This is a genomic window from Ruegeria sp. BE10, assembly GCF_056538905.1.
Map to the genome: position 1 here is coordinate 49,784 of NZ_JBQFTX010000003.1, position 15,328 is coordinate 65,111.

A 15,328-nucleotide genomic window follows, 5' to 3' on the forward strand; every position below is an offset into this window, starting at 1 on the left:
AGGGTTGGCTGCAAGTAACTTACTGTCAAGGAAAGAAAAAAGGCGGCCCAATCGGCCGCCTTTCATGCTGCGTACGCAACAAGGTTATTCTGCCGCGACCGCGTCTTCGATTTTTTCAACCCGGATAGCCGAGAACTTGAACTCGGGGATTTTGCCAAACGGATCGATGGCCGAGTTGGTCAGGATGTTCGCAGCCGCCTCAACATAGGCGAAGGGGATGAACACCATATCCTCGGCAATGGCGCGGTCTGCGCGTGCCATGATCTCGATCGAACCACGTCGTGTGGTCAGACGGATCATTTCGCCCGGTTCGATCCCCATCAGCTTGAGCGTTCGGGGGTTCAATGAACAGTTCGCTTCCGGTTCTACGGCATCCAGAACCTTGGCGCGGCGGGTCATGGACCCGGTGTGCCAATGTTCCAACTGACGGCCGGTCGTGGCAATCATCGGATATTCGTCATCCGGCGCTTCGTCCGGTGGGATGACGCTGGCAGGGGTAAACCGCGCACGGCCATCGGCACGCGGGAAACCATCGCCAAACACAATCGCCTGACCCGGATCGGTTTCGCTGAGCGACGGGTAGGTGATCGTTTCTGTTTCCAGACGCTCCCACGTAATGTTGTCCAGCGACGCCATGGTCAGCTTCATCTCGGCAAAGACCTGAGACACATCCGTGTAATCCCAGTTCAGACCGATGCGCTGCGCCAGTTCTACCGTGATCTTCCAATCCTCGCGTGCCTCACCCGGAGGCGTCACAGCGGGGCGCACCCGCTGCACCTGACGGTTGGTGTTCGACACGGTGCCGTTTTTCTCATACAGCGCCGAGGCGGGCAGGATGATGTCAGCATAGTTCGCCGTTTCGGTCAGGAAGATATCCTGTACGATCATCAGATCCAGCTTGGCCAATGCCTCGCGCGCGTGACCCACATCCGGGTCGGACATGGCCGGGTTTTCACCCTGAATGTACATCCCCTTGATGTTGCCCGCGTAAGCCTGATCAATGATCTCGGTAACCGTCAGGCCCTTCTCGTTCGAGAAATCCTCAGAGTTCCATACGTTGTTGAACTTGGCGCGGATGTTGTCGTCAGTAACCGACTGATAATCCGGCAAGAACATCGGGATCAGACCCGCATCAGAGGCGCCTTGCACGTTGTTCTGACCGCGCAGCGGGTGCAAACCCGCGCCCGGCTTACCAACATTTCCGGTCATCAGTGCCAGCGAGATCAGGCAGCGCGAGTTATCCGTGCCGTGGATGTGTTGGCTGACCCCCATGCCCCAGAAGATCAGACCGGCTTTGGCCTGCGCAAAGGTGCGGGCGACGCGGCGCAGCTGGTCCGGTTCAATACCGCAGATCGGCGACATCGCTTCGGGTGTGAACTGGCGCAGATGTTCTTTCTCGGCCTCCCAGTTCTCGGTCCAGCGGTGGATGTATTGGCTGTCATACAGCTCTTCCTCGACGATCACATTCATGATCGCATTCAGCATCGAGACATCGGCACCCGGGCGGAATTGCAGCATCTCATCCGCGAACTTGCGCATTCCAACGCCGCGCGGATCCATCACGATCAGCTTGCCACCGCGCTTGGTGAACTGCTTGAAATAGGTCGCTGCAACGGGGTGGTTTTCGATCGGGTTAGCCCCGATGATGATCGCCACATCCGCGTTTTCGATCTCGTTGAAGGTCGCGGTCACTGCGCCCGAACCCACGTTTTCGATCAGCGCCGCAACCGACGACGCGTGGCACAGACGGGTGCAGTGGTCGACGTTGTTGTGGCGGAAGCCCTGACGGATGAACTTCTGGAACAGATAGGCCTCTTCGTTGGTGCATTTGGCCGAGCCAAAGCCCGCAACGCTGCGCGGGTCCTCGTCGCGCATCGCCTTCAGCTTGGTGGCCGCCAGATCCATCGCCTCTTCCCAGGTCGCTTCGCGGAAATGGGTCGATAGTTTTCCGGGATCGACGTTCAGGCCCTTGGCAGGCGCATCCTCGCGCCGGATCAGCGGTTTGGTCAGGCGGTGCGGGTGGTGGATATAGTCGAAGCCAAAGCGGCCTTTGACGCACAGACGGCCTTCGTTTGCGGGGCCGTTGATGCCTTCGACATACTTGACCTTGCCATCCTTGACCTTCAGCGAGACTTTGCAGCCAACACCACAGAACGGGCAGACGCTTTCGGTTTCAGAGTCGTAATCCTTGCTGTCCCCCTGTTGCTGATCGTCCAGCACGGTGGCCGGCATCAAGGCACCCGTCGGGCAGGCCTGAACACATTCGCCACAAGCTACGCAGGTCGAAGTCCCCATCGGGTCGTTCTGATCGAACACCACTTGCGAGGTATGGCCGCGACCGGCCATTCCGATCACGTCGTTGACCTGCACGTCACGGCAGGCGCGGACACAGAGGTTACAGTTGATGCAGGCGTCCAGATTGACGCGCATCGCAACGTGGCTGTCATCCAGCAGCGGGATCTTTTCGGCCTCTTTGGTCGGGAAGCGGCTGTCGCTGACATCGTTCAGCTTGGCCATGTCCCAGAAATGGCTGGACACATCATGCGGCTGTTCGGGCTGGTCAGCGACCAGCAGTTCCATGACCATCGCACGCGATTTTTCGGCGCGGTCGGTGTCTGTCTTGACAACCATACCTTCCGAGGCAGGGCGGATGCACGAGGCGACCAGAGTGCGCTCGCCTTCCACCTCGACCATACAGGCGCGGCAGTTACCGTCGGGTTTGTAGCCCGGTGCCGGTTTGTGGCACAGATGCGGGATTACCAGTCCACGGCCGTTGGCCGCGTCCCAGATCGTGGTGCCTTCGGGTACGGTGACGTCGTCGCCGTTAAGGTTGAAGGTGACGGTCTTGGTTGGGCTTGCATCAAGCATGGCTCTGTCTCCCTCAGATTTCGTCAGCGAAGTGTTTCATGACCAGGCGGATCGGGTTCGGGGCCGCCTGCCCCAGACCGCAGATGGACGCGTCGCCCATGACTTGACACAGATCCTCCAGCAGGTCCTGATCCCACTTGTCGGCCTGCATCAGCTTGACCGCCTTTTCACAGCCCGCCCGGCAAGGCGTACATTGGCCACAGCTTTCATCCTCGAAGAAGCGCAGCATGTTCAGCGCCGCGTCGCGGGCGGTGTCCTGGTCGGACAGAACCACCACGGCCGCCGAGCCGATGAAGGTGCCGTGAGGCTGCAACGTGTCAAAATCCAGCGGGATATCGTCCATCGACGCTGGCAACAGGCCCGAAGACGGTCCACCCGGCTGATACGCCTTGAAGGTCTGGCCCTCAGCCATGCCGCCGGCAGCCTCGATCACATCCAGAATGGTCGAGCCTGCGGGCAGAAGGTAAACGCCAGGCTTCGCCACCCGGCCCGAGACCGAATAGCTGCGCAGGCCCGTGCGACCATTCTTCTCGGTGCTGTTGAGGCATTCCGGCCCTTCACGGCACACTTTGGTGACCCAATACAGCGTCTCAACATTGTGCACCAAGGTCGGGCGGTTAAAGACCCCAACCTGTGCCACGAACGGAGGACGATGACGCGGCAAGCCCTTTTTGCCTTCGATCGACTCGATCATCGCGGATTCTTCACCGCAGATGTAGGCGCCAGCCCCCCGGCGCAGGTCGATATAGCCGGGCTCAACGATCCCGGCCTCTTCCAGCGCTACAATCTCACGGCGCAGGATTTCCAGCACTGCCGGATATTCGTCGCGCATGTAGACAAAGCAGGTCTGGGCCTCGACCGCCCATGCGGCGATCAGCATGCCCTCAAGGAAAACATGCGGCGTGCGTTCCAGATAGTAACGGTCCTTGAACGTGCCGGGCTCACCCTCATCGCCGTTCACAGCCAGATAGCGCGGACCTTCGTTCATGCGAACGAAGCCCCATTTTTTGCCAGACGGGAAACCAGCGCCACCGAGACCACGCAGGCCCGAGGACAGGACGTCTTCCTGCACCTTCTCCCAATCACCATTGTCGCGCAGCTCTTTTAGCTTGGCGTAACCGCCGTTTGCCTCATAGGCAGCAAAGGTCTCGTAGTCGGGCAGATGGGCGTGAGTGTCACCGGCGGCAATCGCTGCCTGCACCTTTTCCGGCGTCGCATGGTCGATATGGTTGTGGCCGATCTCAAGCACCGGGGCCGTATCGCAGCGACCCATGCAGGGGGCACGGACTACGCGAACCTCGGACGCGTCCAGACCATCCTCAAGCGCCTTCTGCAATTGCTGAGCCCCGGCCATTTCGCAGGACAAAGAATCACAGACACGAATGGTCAGCGCGGGCGGAGGGGTCTCTTCTTCTTTCACTACATCGAAGTGGGCATAGAAGGTTGCCGTTTCATAGATCTCTGCCTGCCCCACCCGCATTTCGACCGCCAAAGCGGCAATGTGGTCGGCGCTGATATGGCCGTGTGCGTCCTGAATCAAATGCAGGAATTCAATCAGCAGATCGCGACGGCGTGGGCGGTCGCCCAGCAGACGTGTAATTTCCGCCTGTGCCTCATCCGTGAATTGACGGCCTTTGGGCGTGTGCCGCCCCTTGCCTTTACCTGACTTCCAGACGCCCTTGGTTGCGCCTGATGGCTTGGTGTCTAATGGTGCCATGATGCCCTCCGATTGAGCTCCGTGTCTCATCAGAATAGCATATCGTCAAATCGCATATTTCAATCGCACGATAACGAAAGTTTATCACCGCAAAGACGTCACCACGGCACGCAGCGCTTCGACTGTTGGCAATTCGGGATCCCGTGTAAGGGTCGCAAGACAAATCGGCTTGCTGACAACGGGATCGACAAGCGGCAGCACCTTTGTTCCCTTAAGATCACCCAGCGCTCGCACCAGCACCCGAGGGACCACGGTGGCCGCCAACCCCTCGCGCGCCATGACCATCGAAGCGGTAAATCCGCTGGTTTCGGCGACGACATCCGGGTGCAGGCCCTGTTCAGCGAAAATCCGGTCGAGGATGCGCCGGTTCTGCATCTGTGGCTCTAGCAGGCTGAGTGGGAATTCGGCCACACGTGCCCATGGTATGGGGCCGGTTTCATCCGTCATATGCGACGGCACCAGCAAGACATAGGTCTCTTCGTACAAGGGTTGCACCTGCCGCAGATCGGTTCCGATGCTATCCCCATAGGTGATGCCCGCGTCCAGACTGCCCTCGTCCAGACGGTGCTGGATCGCTGTGGCAGACATTGTCTCGATGCGCGTAATGATGCGGGGATGCGCATCCCTCAATCGTTTGGTCAGCCGCCCGGTAAAGGCAATCGCAGTCGGGATCACACCCAGTATCAGGGTGCCGGTGATCTCACCCTTGGCGGCCAGCACCTGCTGTTCCAGCGCCTTGGTATCATCGAGGATACGCCGTGCACGCTGGACGATCATCTCGCCCTCTTCGGTCAGGCCCTGAAACCGGTTGGCGCGGCGGACGATCGACACGCCCAAGCGATCTTCGAGGTTGCGGATACGCATTGAAAAGGCGGGTTGCGATATCCCGCATTCCTCGGCCGCTTTGGCAAAATGACGGTGCCGCGCCAAAGCGCTAAGCAGTTGCAGGTCACGGATTTCGATCATGCCGTTCTTCTTCTTAAGATCAGAAGCGCAGAGTAGCGTGTTTGCGGCCCGGTGAAAGCACAAGTTGCGATCCAGCGACCCGCAGACGGCACTTTCCGCGATGGCCCGGCGCGCGCTATCGTAAACTGGTGTCGACATGACTGACGGAGGAAGCCAATGACCAGACAGCTCACCGGCTTGGCAGGGCGTATTTTGACGTTAACAATACTACTGACAATTGCGGCAAGAGGAAACGTGATGGCTCAACAGAATGATAACTCCGCAGCAAAAAATCTGTCACGACAGGCTGTTGAAATGTGGGCTGCGGATTCCACTATTGACCGTTCAATTTTCGCTGACGAGTATCAAAACCATCAGGCGCCATTAGCAACCGGTGGAATCGGAAGCGTCGATTTGGCCACCTGGACCGAAATTGTCGAAGCAAACCACAAAGCCTTTCCTGATTTAAAGGTCGAGATTTTTGGGCAGATCGCCGAAGGCGACCGGGTATCCACCCATTGGCGCTTTTTCGGGACCCAGAAAGGCGCATACCTTGGTGTGCCCGCGACTAACCGGCCAGTAAACTGGACCGGCGTTCAGATCGACCGGATCGCCGATGGAAAGATCGCGGAAAGCTGGGTTGTCTGGGACTATTTCACCCAACGGCAGGAACTGGAATCCGGAAACTAACCCCGGCGTCTAAAATGCGCCCAGTCCCTGATGGACCGGACACACAGAGACCTCTTAGGTGTTGAACAAGAAGTGCATTACATCGCCGTCCTTGACGATGTAGCCCTTGCCCTCAGCCCGCATCTTGCCGGCCTCTTTCGCGCCCTGTTCGCCTTTTGCCGAGATAAAGTCGTCATAAGCGATGGTCTCGGCGCGGATAAAGCCTTTTTCGAAGTCGCCATGGATCACGCCAGCAGCCTGTGGTGCGGCGGTGCCCGTGCGGATGGTCCAGGCGCGGGCCTCTTTCGGGCCGACGGTGAAATAAGTCTCAAGCTTCAACAGGTCGTAACCAGCTTTGATCAGACGGTCGAGGCCAGGTTCCTCCAAACCCATCTCTTCCAGGAACATCTGCGCTTCGTCTTCTTCCAACAGGCTGATCTCTTCTTCGATCTTGGCGCTGATGATGACATGGGCATTGCCCTGCGCCGCGGCCATCTCGGCGACTTTCGCAGAGTATTCATTGCCGTCAGCTGCTTCTTCTTCGGACACGTTGCAAACGTATAGCACTGGTTTGGTGGTCAGCAGTTGCAACATCTTCCACGCTTTGGCGTCTTCGTCCGAGACCTCAACCAGACGCGCCGGTTTGCCATTTTCCAGCATCGCCTGCGCCTCGGCCAGCAAGCGTTCCTGCTGCTGTGCTTCCTTGTCGTTGCCTTTCAGCTTGCGCACCAGATTGGCGCGGCGCTTTTCGATGCTTTCCAGATCGGCCAGCATCAGTTCCGTCTCGATCGTGTCGGCATCGGCCACGGGGTCGACGCGGCCGTCCACATGGGTCACGTCACCATCTTCGAAACAGCGTAGCACATGGGCGATGGCGTCGGTCTCTCGGATATTGGCCAGAAACTGGTTGCCCAGCCCTTCACCCTTGGACGCGCCTTTAACCAGACCAGCGATGTCCACAAAGGTCATCCGTGTTGGGATGATCTGCTTAGAGCTGGCAATCGCCGCCAGCTTGTCCAACCGGTCATCAGGCACGGCCACGTCCCCCACATTGGGCTCAATGGTGCAGAACGGGAAATTTGCCGCCTGAGCGGCTGCGGTTTTGGTCAGCGCGTTAAAGAGGGTCGACTTGCCCACATTCGGCAGACCCACGATTCCCATTTTAAAACCCATAGCGGCCTCCTGATGCCATTCGAGGGGTGCTTCTATGCAGGTCCGGATCAATGCGCAAGCCAGACTGCGGAAACGAGGAAAAGACCAATTTACAACATCACGAAATCGTTCGTCATTCGTGAACTTGCCCGGATTGAAATTGGCACACTAAGATCACCACGTAAGGTGTTGCAAACAAACATATAGTGAATGTGTAATATGAAGTTTACCTCTGCAATTTTCGCGCTGCTTTTGGCCGCACCAGCAGCGCAAGCTCAATCCCTTGTCTTTGGCGCAGGATTTTCAGATTTCTCAGATAGCCAATCCGAGGACGAGGCTGTGTTCGCGCTCGAGTATCAGCATCGCCCCTTTCATGAGGCCTCCCGTTTTGCCGCTTCATGGGGTAGTGCCCTGACTGTGGATACCGCAGGTGATATTCATATCGGTATCGGCCTGATCGGAACCTACGGGTTTGCCGAGCGTTGGTTCGTCGAAGGCAGTGTCATGCCGGGGTATTTCTCAGAGGGCGAAGGCCGCAACGATCTTGGGGGAGAGTTCCAGATTCGCACCCTGTTGGGTCTCGGATACACCTTAGAAAGTGGTAACAAAGTGTCCTTGGCAATCACCCACAAATCCAATGCCAGCACACAGGATGACAACCCGGGTGTTAATTCGGCGCTGGTGCGATATCATTTCGCATTCTGACGGTATCCCGCGGGACCGGGATTGATTTTCGCGCAAAGTTTCTGCACATCAGGTCCAAACCTGACTGCAAGGACATCCGATGACCCGTATCGACGCCAAGTTCGCCGCCCTGAAGGCCGAAGGGAAAAAGGCTTTTGTCGCCTATATAATGGCGGGGGACCCCGACTATGAAACTTCGCTTGAGGTGGTCAAGGGCCTGCCTGGCGCTGGCGTGGATGTGATTGAGCTGGGCTTGCCGTTCACCGATCCCATGGCGGATGGCCCGACCATTCAGGCCGCAGGGCAACGGGCATTAGACGGTGGCATGACTTTGCAGCGGACACTGGACCTGGCCCGCGCCTTCCGTGAAACCGACGACACCACCCCGATTGTTCTGATGGGCTATTTCAATCCGATCTACAGCCGCGGCGTGGACACCTTTCTGGCCGATGCGCAAGCTGCCGGTATCGACGGTCTGATTGTCGTCGACCTGCCGCCGGAAGAAGATGAGGAACTGTGCCTGCCGGCCCAGGCCGCCGGTCTGAATTTTATCCGCCTGGCGACACCGACCACCGATGACAAACGCCTGCCCCGCGTTCTGCAGAACACTTCGGGCTTTGTCTATTACGTCTCGATCACCGGCATCACCGGCGCAGCCGAAGCGCAAGCCACGAATGTCGGCCCGGAAGTGGCCCGGATCAAATCCGCGACCGACCTGCCCGTGATCGTGGGCTTTGGCATCAACACACCCGAGAAATCCAAGGCCATCGCCAGCGTTGCCGACGGCGCGGTTGTCGGCTCGGCCATTGTCAGCCAGATCGGAGCGGGAAAGCCAGTGGCCGAGGTTCTGGACTTTGTGAAAACACTATCCGACGGCGCCCATTCGGCCTGATCGACCAATCACAAGATCCAATAAACAAAACCGCAGCAAGCCACCGGCCTGCTGCGGTTTTTTTCGCGCCTCAGCCAATTGCGCCCTTGATGTTGCGCCAGTAGAACTACCTGACCGACCAATCAAAGGCGCAGCCCCATGCCCGTAATCACCACCATCGAAGACCTTCGACGTATCTATGAACGACGGGTGCCTCGGATGTTCTACGACTATGCCGAAAGCGGTAGTTGGACCGAACAAACGTTTCGCGACAACAGTTCGGATTTCTCGGATATCCGCCTGCGTCAACGGGTGGCCGTGGATATGGCGGGACGATCCACCGCTTCGCAGATGATCGGTGAAGATGTGGCGATGCCGGTCGCGCTGGCGCCGGTTGGATTGACGGGCATGCAGCACGCGGACGGCGAAATGAAGGCCGCCAAAGCCGCCGAGGAATTCGGTGTGCCTTTTACCCTGTCTACCATGTCGATTAATTCAATCGAGGATGTGGCCGAGCACACGTCAAAACCGTTCTGGTTTCAGCTTTATACTATGAAGGATCAGGAATATGTCAGCCGCCTGATCCAACGGGCCAAAGATGCGAAATGCTCGGCCCTGGTCATCACGCTGGATTTGCAGATTCTGGGCCAACGGCACAAGGATTTGAAAAACGGCCTGTCTGCACCGCCAAAACTGACCGCGAAAACGATTGCGAACCTGATGACCAAGTGGTCCTGGGGCATCGAAATGCTGGGGGCGAAACGGCGCGAGTTTGGCAACATCGTCGGCCATGTCGAGGGTATCTCGGATGCGTCGTCCCTAGGTGCGTGGACGGCTGAACAGTTCGACCCCAGCCTCGACTGGGCCAAGGTCGAAAAGCTGATGAAGCAATGGGGCGGCAAGGTCATCCTCAAGGGTATTCTGGATGCCGAAGACGCCAAAATGGCCGCGAAACTTGGGGCCGATGCCATTATCGTCTCAAATCACGGCGGGCGTCAGTTGGACGGTGCGCTCAGCTCTATTCGCATGCTGCCGCAGATCATGGATGCCGTCGGCGGTGACATCGAGGTTCATTTGGACAGTGGAATCCGCTCGGGTCAGGACGTGCTGAAGGCGCTGGCTCTGGGGGCCAAGGGCACCTATGTCGGTCGCGCCTTTGTCTATGGGCTGGGTGCGATGGGTCAGAAAGGTGTCACCACTGCGCTGGACGTCATTCAAAAGGAACTGGACACAACCATGGCGCTATGTGGCGAACGCAATGTTGGCGATTTGGGACGTCACAATCTGCTGATCCCCGAGGATTTCGGCGGCCTCTGGCAAAATACACCGCCTGCGAGCTGACCCGCGGCTGGGCTGCGGACTTTACAGCCGCCTCCACTGTGTCATTCAGGCCAGATGAACCTGGAACCCTTTGTTCATCTGGCCCAAAATACCTCGGAGCGCGAGGCAGAGCCTCGCTAAAAAATTATTCGGGTGAACCCCTTTCCAAACCCAATGAATCGAGATAAGGACGCGGCTTCACGCGGGCATACAGCCTTGGAGGATGCCCGCCCTAACATTGGAGAATTTATCATGGCTGGAGAGATTCCTGATCTCGTAGCTCTGGAACGGACGGGGACAGGCAAGGGCGCCGCTCGTCAAGCACGCCGCGACGGCATGGTTCCGGGCATTGTTTTTGGTGGCGATAAAGAGCCGCTGCCGATTCAGATCCCGTTCAACGTCCTGTTCAAGCGCCTGAAAGCAGGCCGGTTCAAGTCGACCCTGTGGAACCTGAAGGTTGAAGGCCACGAAGACGTTCGTGTCATCTGCCGCGACGTTCAGCGTGACGTTGTCAAAGACCTGCCGACCCACCTGGACCTGATGCGCCTGCGTCGGACCACTAAGATCGCGCTGTTCATCCCAGTTGAGTTCATCAACGAAGAAGAAGCACCCGGCATCAAAAAGGGCGGCGTTCTGACCGTTGTCCGTCCGGAAGTCGAACTGATGTGTACCGCAGGTGACATTCCTGAGAAGATCATCGTCGATGTAACCGGCATGGAGATCAACGACGTTGTCACCATCTCGGCCGTGGACCTGCCCGCAGGCACTAAGCCGACCATCGATCGTGACTTCGTGATTGCGAACGTTTCGGCACCGACCGGTCTGGCGACCGACGACGATGAGGAAGAAGGCGAAGAAGTGGCCGTTGACGAAGTTGAAGTCGTCGGCCAGGAAGAAGCAGAAGAATAAGTCCGGACCCAACAATTCGGATTTGGAAACGGGGCCTTGATCGGGCCCCGTTTTCTTTTGGCGTACATGGGCTGGAAAACCGGTGGCATTCCGTGCCATCAACCACCTGCTCATGTCGCAATGCACAAGGACGAGACTATGAAATTGTTTGTCGGATTGGGGAACCCGGGGTCGAAATACGCCCGCAACCGGCACAATATCGGCTTTTTGGCTGTTGACCGCATTGCCGAGGATCACGGCTTTGGGCCGTGGAAATCCAAGTTTCAGGCCGAGATCTCCGAAGGTCGGTTAGGCCGCGAAAAGGTACTGCTGATCAAACCGCAGACCTTCATGAACCGTTCTGGTCAGTCCGTGGGTGAGGCAATGCGGTTTTACAAGCTCGACTCAACCGATGTGACGATCTTTCATGATGAGCTGGACCTCGCCCCCGGCAAGGTGCGCGTCAAGGCGGGCGGCGGGCATGCCGGGCACAACGGGCTACGTTCAATCCACGAACATATCAGCCCCGCCTATGATCGAGTACGGCTGGGGATCGGGCATCCGGGCCGGAAGGAATTGGTCTCTCCTTACGTCCTGGGCGACTTTGCCAAGGCCGACGCGGACTGGCTTGACGACGTGTTGCGCGGCGTGTCGGACGGTGCAGGCTATCTGGCCGACGGGGATGGCGGCAAGTTCATGAACGCCGTCGCCCTACGCACAGCCCCGCCCCGGTCGTCAAAGTCACCGGCCGAGGCGCCCAAAGCAACCGCCAAACGTGCTGCAGAACCAGAGGTCGATACGCGCTCGGCCATGCAGAAGCTACTGGACAAGTTCAAGTAAGACGGGAGACCTTGCCGCAACGTCCCAATTGCACAACGGCTTTTGGCGCGTTCCAATGCAGCATGGATCGGGGAGGCCACATATGAGATCTATGTTGAAATGGGTGCTGCGCATCGTGTTGATGCTGGTGCTGGCAGCGGTCGTTGTCGGGTTCTGGAAACGCGAAGAACTGCAACGCCTTATGGCCGTGAACTCGTTGTTTTCCGAGGAAAAGATCGTTCACAACTTCTCTCATATGAACGACGCTTTCCTGACGGTCGACTTGCCCCGTGGCGTCGGGCCGACCTGGGAATTGCCTTACGGACCCGGCTTTGATCTGCCCGAGGATACCGATGCGTGGATCGAAGATCGCGCTGTCACCTCTCTTCTGGTGATGCAGGACGGGCAAATCCGGTTCGAAGAATACTATCTGGGCACCACGCCCGAGGATCGCCGGATTTCGTGGTCGGTGGCTAAAAGCTATCTGTCCGCGCTTTTCGGCATCCTGTTGGCCGAGGGTGCAATCGACTCGCTGGACGATCCCGTGGTGAAATATGCGCCGCAGTTGGAGGGCACCGCTTATGACGGCGCGTCGATCCGCAATGTGTTGAACATGGCCAGCGGAGTTACTTTCGATGAGGATTATTTCGACCCCAATTCGGACATCAACCGAATGGGTCGTGTCATCGCCTTGGGCGGAGAGTTGGACGATTTCGCGGCCTCACTGCAGGATACGTTCGCCACGCCCGGCGAGACCTGGCAATACGTGTCGATTGACACCCATGTGATTGGAATGGTCATCCGCGGGGCCACGGGGCGCAGTGTGACAGATTTGCTGGTCGAAAAGATCATTCAGCCCTTGGGCCTGGAACACGACGGCTATTACGTGACTGACGGTGCCGGAGTTGCTTTTGTGTTAGGTGGATTGAACTTCACCACGCGCGATTTCGCACGCTTTGGTCAGATGATCCTGCAAAATGGCGTCCATGACGGCCAGCAACTGGTCCCGGTCGACTGGATCACCGAATCCGTCCTGCCCAGCGCACCGACTGCGCCCGGCGAGATCGGCTATGGTTATCAGTGGTGGATTCCCCTTGGCGCGCATGAAGGTGAATTTCTGGCCCGTGGTGTGTACGGCCAGTACATCTATTTCGACCAGCCGCGCGGCGTGCTGATCGTCACAACCGGCGCAGATCGCCAGTTCCGCGATCCCGGCATCAACGAAGCAAACATAGAAATGTTCCGCAAGATCGCCCAAAGCCTGTAAGGTGGTCCTATGCAAAAACAAGACAGTATCAATGTATTGGGCGGCGTTCTCAGCCCCTGTTCCCGTGATCCGCTGACTGGTTTCTTTCGGGACGGGGCCTGCAATACCTGCCCCGAAGATCAGGGCAGCCACACGGTTTGCGCGGTGATGACGGCCGAGTTTCTGGCCTTTTCGAAATACGTTGGAAACGACCTGAGCACCCCGCGCCCGGAGTTCAACTTTCCGGGTCTGAACCCCGGTGACAGTTGGTGCCTGTGCGCCGCGCGCTTCCTGCAGGCCCATGACGAAGGTTGCGCGCCCAAGGTGCATCTGGAAGCCACACATCAACGCGCGCTGGAGATCGTTCCGCTAAAGCTGTTGCGCCAGCAAGCGGCGGAAGGCTGAGAGCCTCCCGATCAGAAGGCCATCTGCCAGGTCAGGCTGACCGAATAACTTTCAAAGCCGCTTTCGCCGATACCGTCGTAGAACAGATCAGCCGCCAGCGAGCTGGTGTTTTCCAACCGATAGTCAAAGCCCAGATCGACGCGCCCGCGTGCTGTGTCGCCGATTGGGGTGACGCCCGGCGCGGTTCCCGTGCCTGACGTGCTGCTCCAGATCCCCGACAGGCCGCCGGTAAGCATCATCTGCCCGCGCTTCACGGCAATCGGATGGCTGAAATCCATACCAAGCCGTGCGGTGGTCAGGCTGAAATCCTGCTGCGGGATCCGGTTCCCGAGGCTGTCTGTGTACGCCTCCTGATCGTCGCTGGCATAGCTGACATCGAGCAACGGCATCAGCGTCAGATCGCCCCGCTGCAACTCGCCGGTCACGCGGGACTGCACAAGCCAGCGGTCGCTGTCGAAGCTGTCCTGATACGTGCCAAAAGGCGAAATGTCATTGTCGGCTTGTCCATAGAGCACTCTGCCTTCGAAAAACACGGGCTGGCTGGGAAGTTTTGCGACCACGTAAGGCCCGACCAGCCAGCCGGTTCCATCCACGCTGGAGGCGTCGTTATCTGTCTCGGCATAGTCAATCTGTAACATCGCACCGATCAGCAGGTTCTGATTGATACGCCGATGCGTGCCCAATACCGCAAGCGCATAAGAGGTATCGAAATCGTCCTGCGAACTCCAGTTGCCTGTCAGGTTGAACCAAACAGGAAATGACGGATCACTGGCAAAGTTCAGATAACCGGCCCCTCGCGTCACTGTGGATTCAAACGCACCGGAGCCCGGGCTCTGCAAGAACCGGGTCAGTTCGGGCTGGTTGTTCACAAGGCTGTTGGCCCGAGCGTTCTTAAACGCCTGGATCAGTTGCTGCGTGTTCACCACCGCCTGCACCGTGCTGACCGTGTTGGACGCCAGGTTCGTGTTGCCAGCAGCATCGGTGAAAACGCCCGCCGGGACAAAAAGTTCGATGGTTCCGTTGTTCTGGGGCGGCAGCGTCGCCACATAATTCGAGCCCGATCCGGTCAGGATGGCGGTCGCATTTGTGACGGAAAGATCGCTTGCGGTGAAATCCGTGCTGGGTTCGTTTAGGGTAATCGTGGCCTCAAACGTCCCGCTTCCGGTCGGGGTTAGTGGTCCGATCGTCGCCGTTGGCTGCGTCGTGTCCACGACGACCCGGGTGTTGATGAACTGTGTGCTCGTGACCCCGGACAGCGCGAATTCATATTGGAACAGCGGGCCTCCGATCGTCTCGCGTGCAGTGAAAACGATCCCGATGTAATCGTCCGCTGCATAGGTCGAATCCGCGCCGTTCTGGCTGATAATCGTGGGGTCCAGGTAGCCAAGACTCGTCAAAACCCCCGGAGTTACCGCAGCGCCCGGCGTGCTTGCATTGTTGAAATAGAACGACCCGCCCGGAAACGCGCCGGGGGCACCCAGTGAGATGAACGCGGTCGAGATGCCCGAGTTGTTGCTGACCGCCGCAGGGCCGCCGCCTGGCGTTAGAATAGGGGTGAACGGGATAAAGCCATCAAGGGCCGAAGCCTGCTTGCCGCTGCCCATTACGCCAGCAGCAATCACACAGAACAGGTACAGAAACCTGCGCATAACGGACCAGAACATTCATACCTCCTACTGCACCGATCAGATGCCACACACCGGGGCGCTCGGGTTACGCGGTCCCCGAACAGCAACAGTTTGCG

Annotated in this window: 13 protein-coding genes; 8 read left to right on the forward strand and 5 right to left on the reverse strand. The window is 58.3% G+C overall.

The genetic code is table 11. From position 1 onward, the window contains the following. Window positions 1-84 precede the first annotated feature (84 nt). From fdhF to ACR0M2_RS08365, 3 genes are all read right to left on the reverse strand, one after another. On the reverse strand, window positions 85-2,868 hold the full coding sequence (gene fdhF / locus ACR0M2_RS08355) for a formate dehydrogenase subunit alpha (RefSeq protein WP_480704592.1): 2,784 nt from the start codon (window positions 2,866-2,868) through the stop codon (window positions 85-87). A gap of 13 nt (window positions 2,869-2,881) precedes the next feature. After that, window positions 2,882-4,585 (reverse strand): NAD(P)H-dependent oxidoreductase subunit E, encoded by a 1,704-nt coding sequence (locus ACR0M2_RS08360; RefSeq protein WP_480704593.1) that lies wholly within the window; start codon window positions 4,583-4,585, stop codon window positions 2,882-2,884. 84 nt (window positions 4,586-4,669) lie between these two features. After that, a complete protein-coding gene (locus ACR0M2_RS08365) occupies window positions 4,670-5,551 on the reverse strand; it encodes a LysR family transcriptional regulator (protein WP_170399292.1) in 882 nt (293 codons plus the stop codon). Window positions 5,552-5,845: 294 nt separating this feature from the next. Between ACR0M2_RS08365 and ACR0M2_RS08370 the strand changes: the two genes are divergently transcribed. After that, entirely contained in the window at window positions 5,846-6,220 is a 375-nt protein-coding gene (locus ACR0M2_RS08370) for an ester cyclase (RefSeq protein WP_480704947.1), read from the forward strand. 54 nt (window positions 6,221-6,274) lie between these two features. Here the strand turns inward: ACR0M2_RS08370 and ychF are convergent, their stop codons facing one another. Continuing rightward, on the reverse strand, window positions 6,275-7,372 hold the full coding sequence (ychF, locus tag ACR0M2_RS08375) for a redox-regulated ATPase YchF (protein ID WP_170351748.1): 1,098 nt from the start codon (window positions 7,370-7,372) through the stop codon (window positions 6,275-6,277). A gap of 198 nt (window positions 7,373-7,570) precedes the next feature. Between ychF and ACR0M2_RS08380 the strand changes: the two genes are divergently transcribed. The 7 genes from ACR0M2_RS08380 (at window position 7,571) to ACR0M2_RS08410 (ending at window position 13,584) form a co-directional block, all read left to right on the forward strand. Further along, on the forward strand, window positions 7,571-8,056 hold the full coding sequence (locus ACR0M2_RS08380; protein WP_170351749.1) for an acyloxyacyl hydrolase: 486 nt from the start codon (window positions 7,571-7,573) through the stop codon (window positions 8,054-8,056). A gap of 79 nt (window positions 8,057-8,135) precedes the next feature. Next, window positions 8,136-8,927: a tryptophan synthase subunit alpha gene (gene trpA / locus ACR0M2_RS08385; RefSeq protein WP_170378995.1), complete on the forward strand. Its 792-nt coding sequence runs from the start codon at window positions 8,136-8,138 to the stop codon at window positions 8,925-8,927. 138 nt (window positions 8,928-9,065) lie between these two features. Next, window positions 9,066-10,247, forward strand: coding sequence for an alpha-hydroxy acid oxidase (locus tag ACR0M2_RS08390; protein WP_480704596.1), 1,182 nt, complete (start codon window positions 9,066-9,068; stop codon window positions 10,245-10,247). A 231-nt stretch (window positions 10,248-10,478) separates the two neighbouring features. Then, window positions 10,479-11,135: a 50S ribosomal protein L25/general stress protein Ctc gene (locus tag ACR0M2_RS08395; protein WP_170351752.1), complete on the forward strand. Its 657-nt coding sequence runs from the start codon at window positions 10,479-10,481 to the stop codon at window positions 11,133-11,135. A gap of 138 nt (window positions 11,136-11,273) precedes the next feature. Further along, complete coding sequence (gene pth / locus ACR0M2_RS08400) at window positions 11,274-11,954, forward strand: aminoacyl-tRNA hydrolase (RefSeq protein ID WP_480704598.1); 681 nt, start codon at window positions 11,274-11,276, stop codon at window positions 11,952-11,954. An 82-nt stretch (window positions 11,955-12,036) separates the two neighbouring features. After that, window positions 12,037-13,200, forward strand: a complete 1,164-nt coding sequence (locus ACR0M2_RS08405; protein WP_480704600.1) for a serine hydrolase domain-containing protein — start codon at window positions 12,037-12,039, stop codon at window positions 13,198-13,200. Between the two features lie 9 nt (window positions 13,201-13,209). Then, window positions 13,210-13,584, forward strand: a complete 375-nt coding sequence (locus ACR0M2_RS08410) for a DUF2237 family protein (RefSeq protein ID WP_170362437.1) — start codon at window positions 13,210-13,212, stop codon at window positions 13,582-13,584. 11 nt (window positions 13,585-13,595) lie between these two features. Here the strand turns inward: ACR0M2_RS08410 and ACR0M2_RS08415 are convergent, their stop codons facing one another. After that, window positions 13,596-15,248, reverse strand: coding sequence for an autotransporter domain-containing protein (locus ACR0M2_RS08415; protein WP_480704602.1), 1,653 nt, complete (start codon window positions 15,246-15,248; stop codon window positions 13,596-13,598). Window positions 15,249-15,328: the final 80 nt, after the last annotated feature.

What these genes read in the sequence shown, in the direction of transcription:
- fdhF (WP_480704592.1), bottom strand. Translation starts at nt 2,868, where the DNA reads ATGCTTGATGCAAGCCCAACCAAGACCGTCACCTTCAACCTTAACGGC.
- ACR0M2_RS08360 (WP_480704593.1), bottom strand. Translation starts at nt 4,585, where the DNA reads ATGGCACCATTAGACACCAAGCCATCAGGCGCAACCAAGGGCGTCTGG.
- ACR0M2_RS08365 (WP_170399292.1), bottom strand. Translation starts at nt 5,551, where the DNA reads ATGATCGAAATCCGTGACCTGCAACTGCTTAGCGCTTTGGCGCGGCAC.
- ACR0M2_RS08370 (WP_480704947.1), top strand. Translation starts at nt 5,846, where the DNA reads ATGTGGGCTGCGGATTCCACTATTGACCGTTCAATTTTCGCTGACGAG.
- ychF (WP_170351748.1), bottom strand. Translation starts at nt 7,372, where the DNA reads ATGGGTTTTAAAATGGGAATCGTGGGTCTGCCGAATGTGGGCAAGTCG.
- ACR0M2_RS08380 (WP_170351749.1), top strand. Translation starts at nt 7,571, where the DNA reads ATGAAGTTTACCTCTGCAATTTTCGCGCTGCTTTTGGCCGCACCAGCA.
- trpA (WP_170378995.1), top strand. Translation starts at nt 8,136, where the DNA reads ATGACCCGTATCGACGCCAAGTTCGCCGCCCTGAAGGCCGAAGGGAAA.
- ACR0M2_RS08390 (WP_480704596.1), top strand. Translation starts at nt 9,066, where the DNA reads ATGCCCGTAATCACCACCATCGAAGACCTTCGACGTATCTATGAACGA.
- ACR0M2_RS08395 (WP_170351752.1), top strand. Translation starts at nt 10,479, where the DNA reads ATGGCTGGAGAGATTCCTGATCTCGTAGCTCTGGAACGGACGGGGACA.
- pth (WP_480704598.1), top strand. Translation starts at nt 11,274, where the DNA reads ATGAAATTGTTTGTCGGATTGGGGAACCCGGGGTCGAAATACGCCCGC.
- ACR0M2_RS08405 (WP_480704600.1), top strand. Translation starts at nt 12,037, where the DNA reads ATGAGATCTATGTTGAAATGGGTGCTGCGCATCGTGTTGATGCTGGTG.
- ACR0M2_RS08410 (WP_170362437.1), top strand. Translation starts at nt 13,210, where the DNA reads ATGCAAAAACAAGACAGTATCAATGTATTGGGCGGCGTTCTCAGCCCC.
- ACR0M2_RS08415 (WP_480704602.1), bottom strand. Translation starts at nt 15,248, where the DNA reads ATGTTCTGGTCCGTTATGCGCAGGTTTCTGTACCTGTTCTGTGTGATT.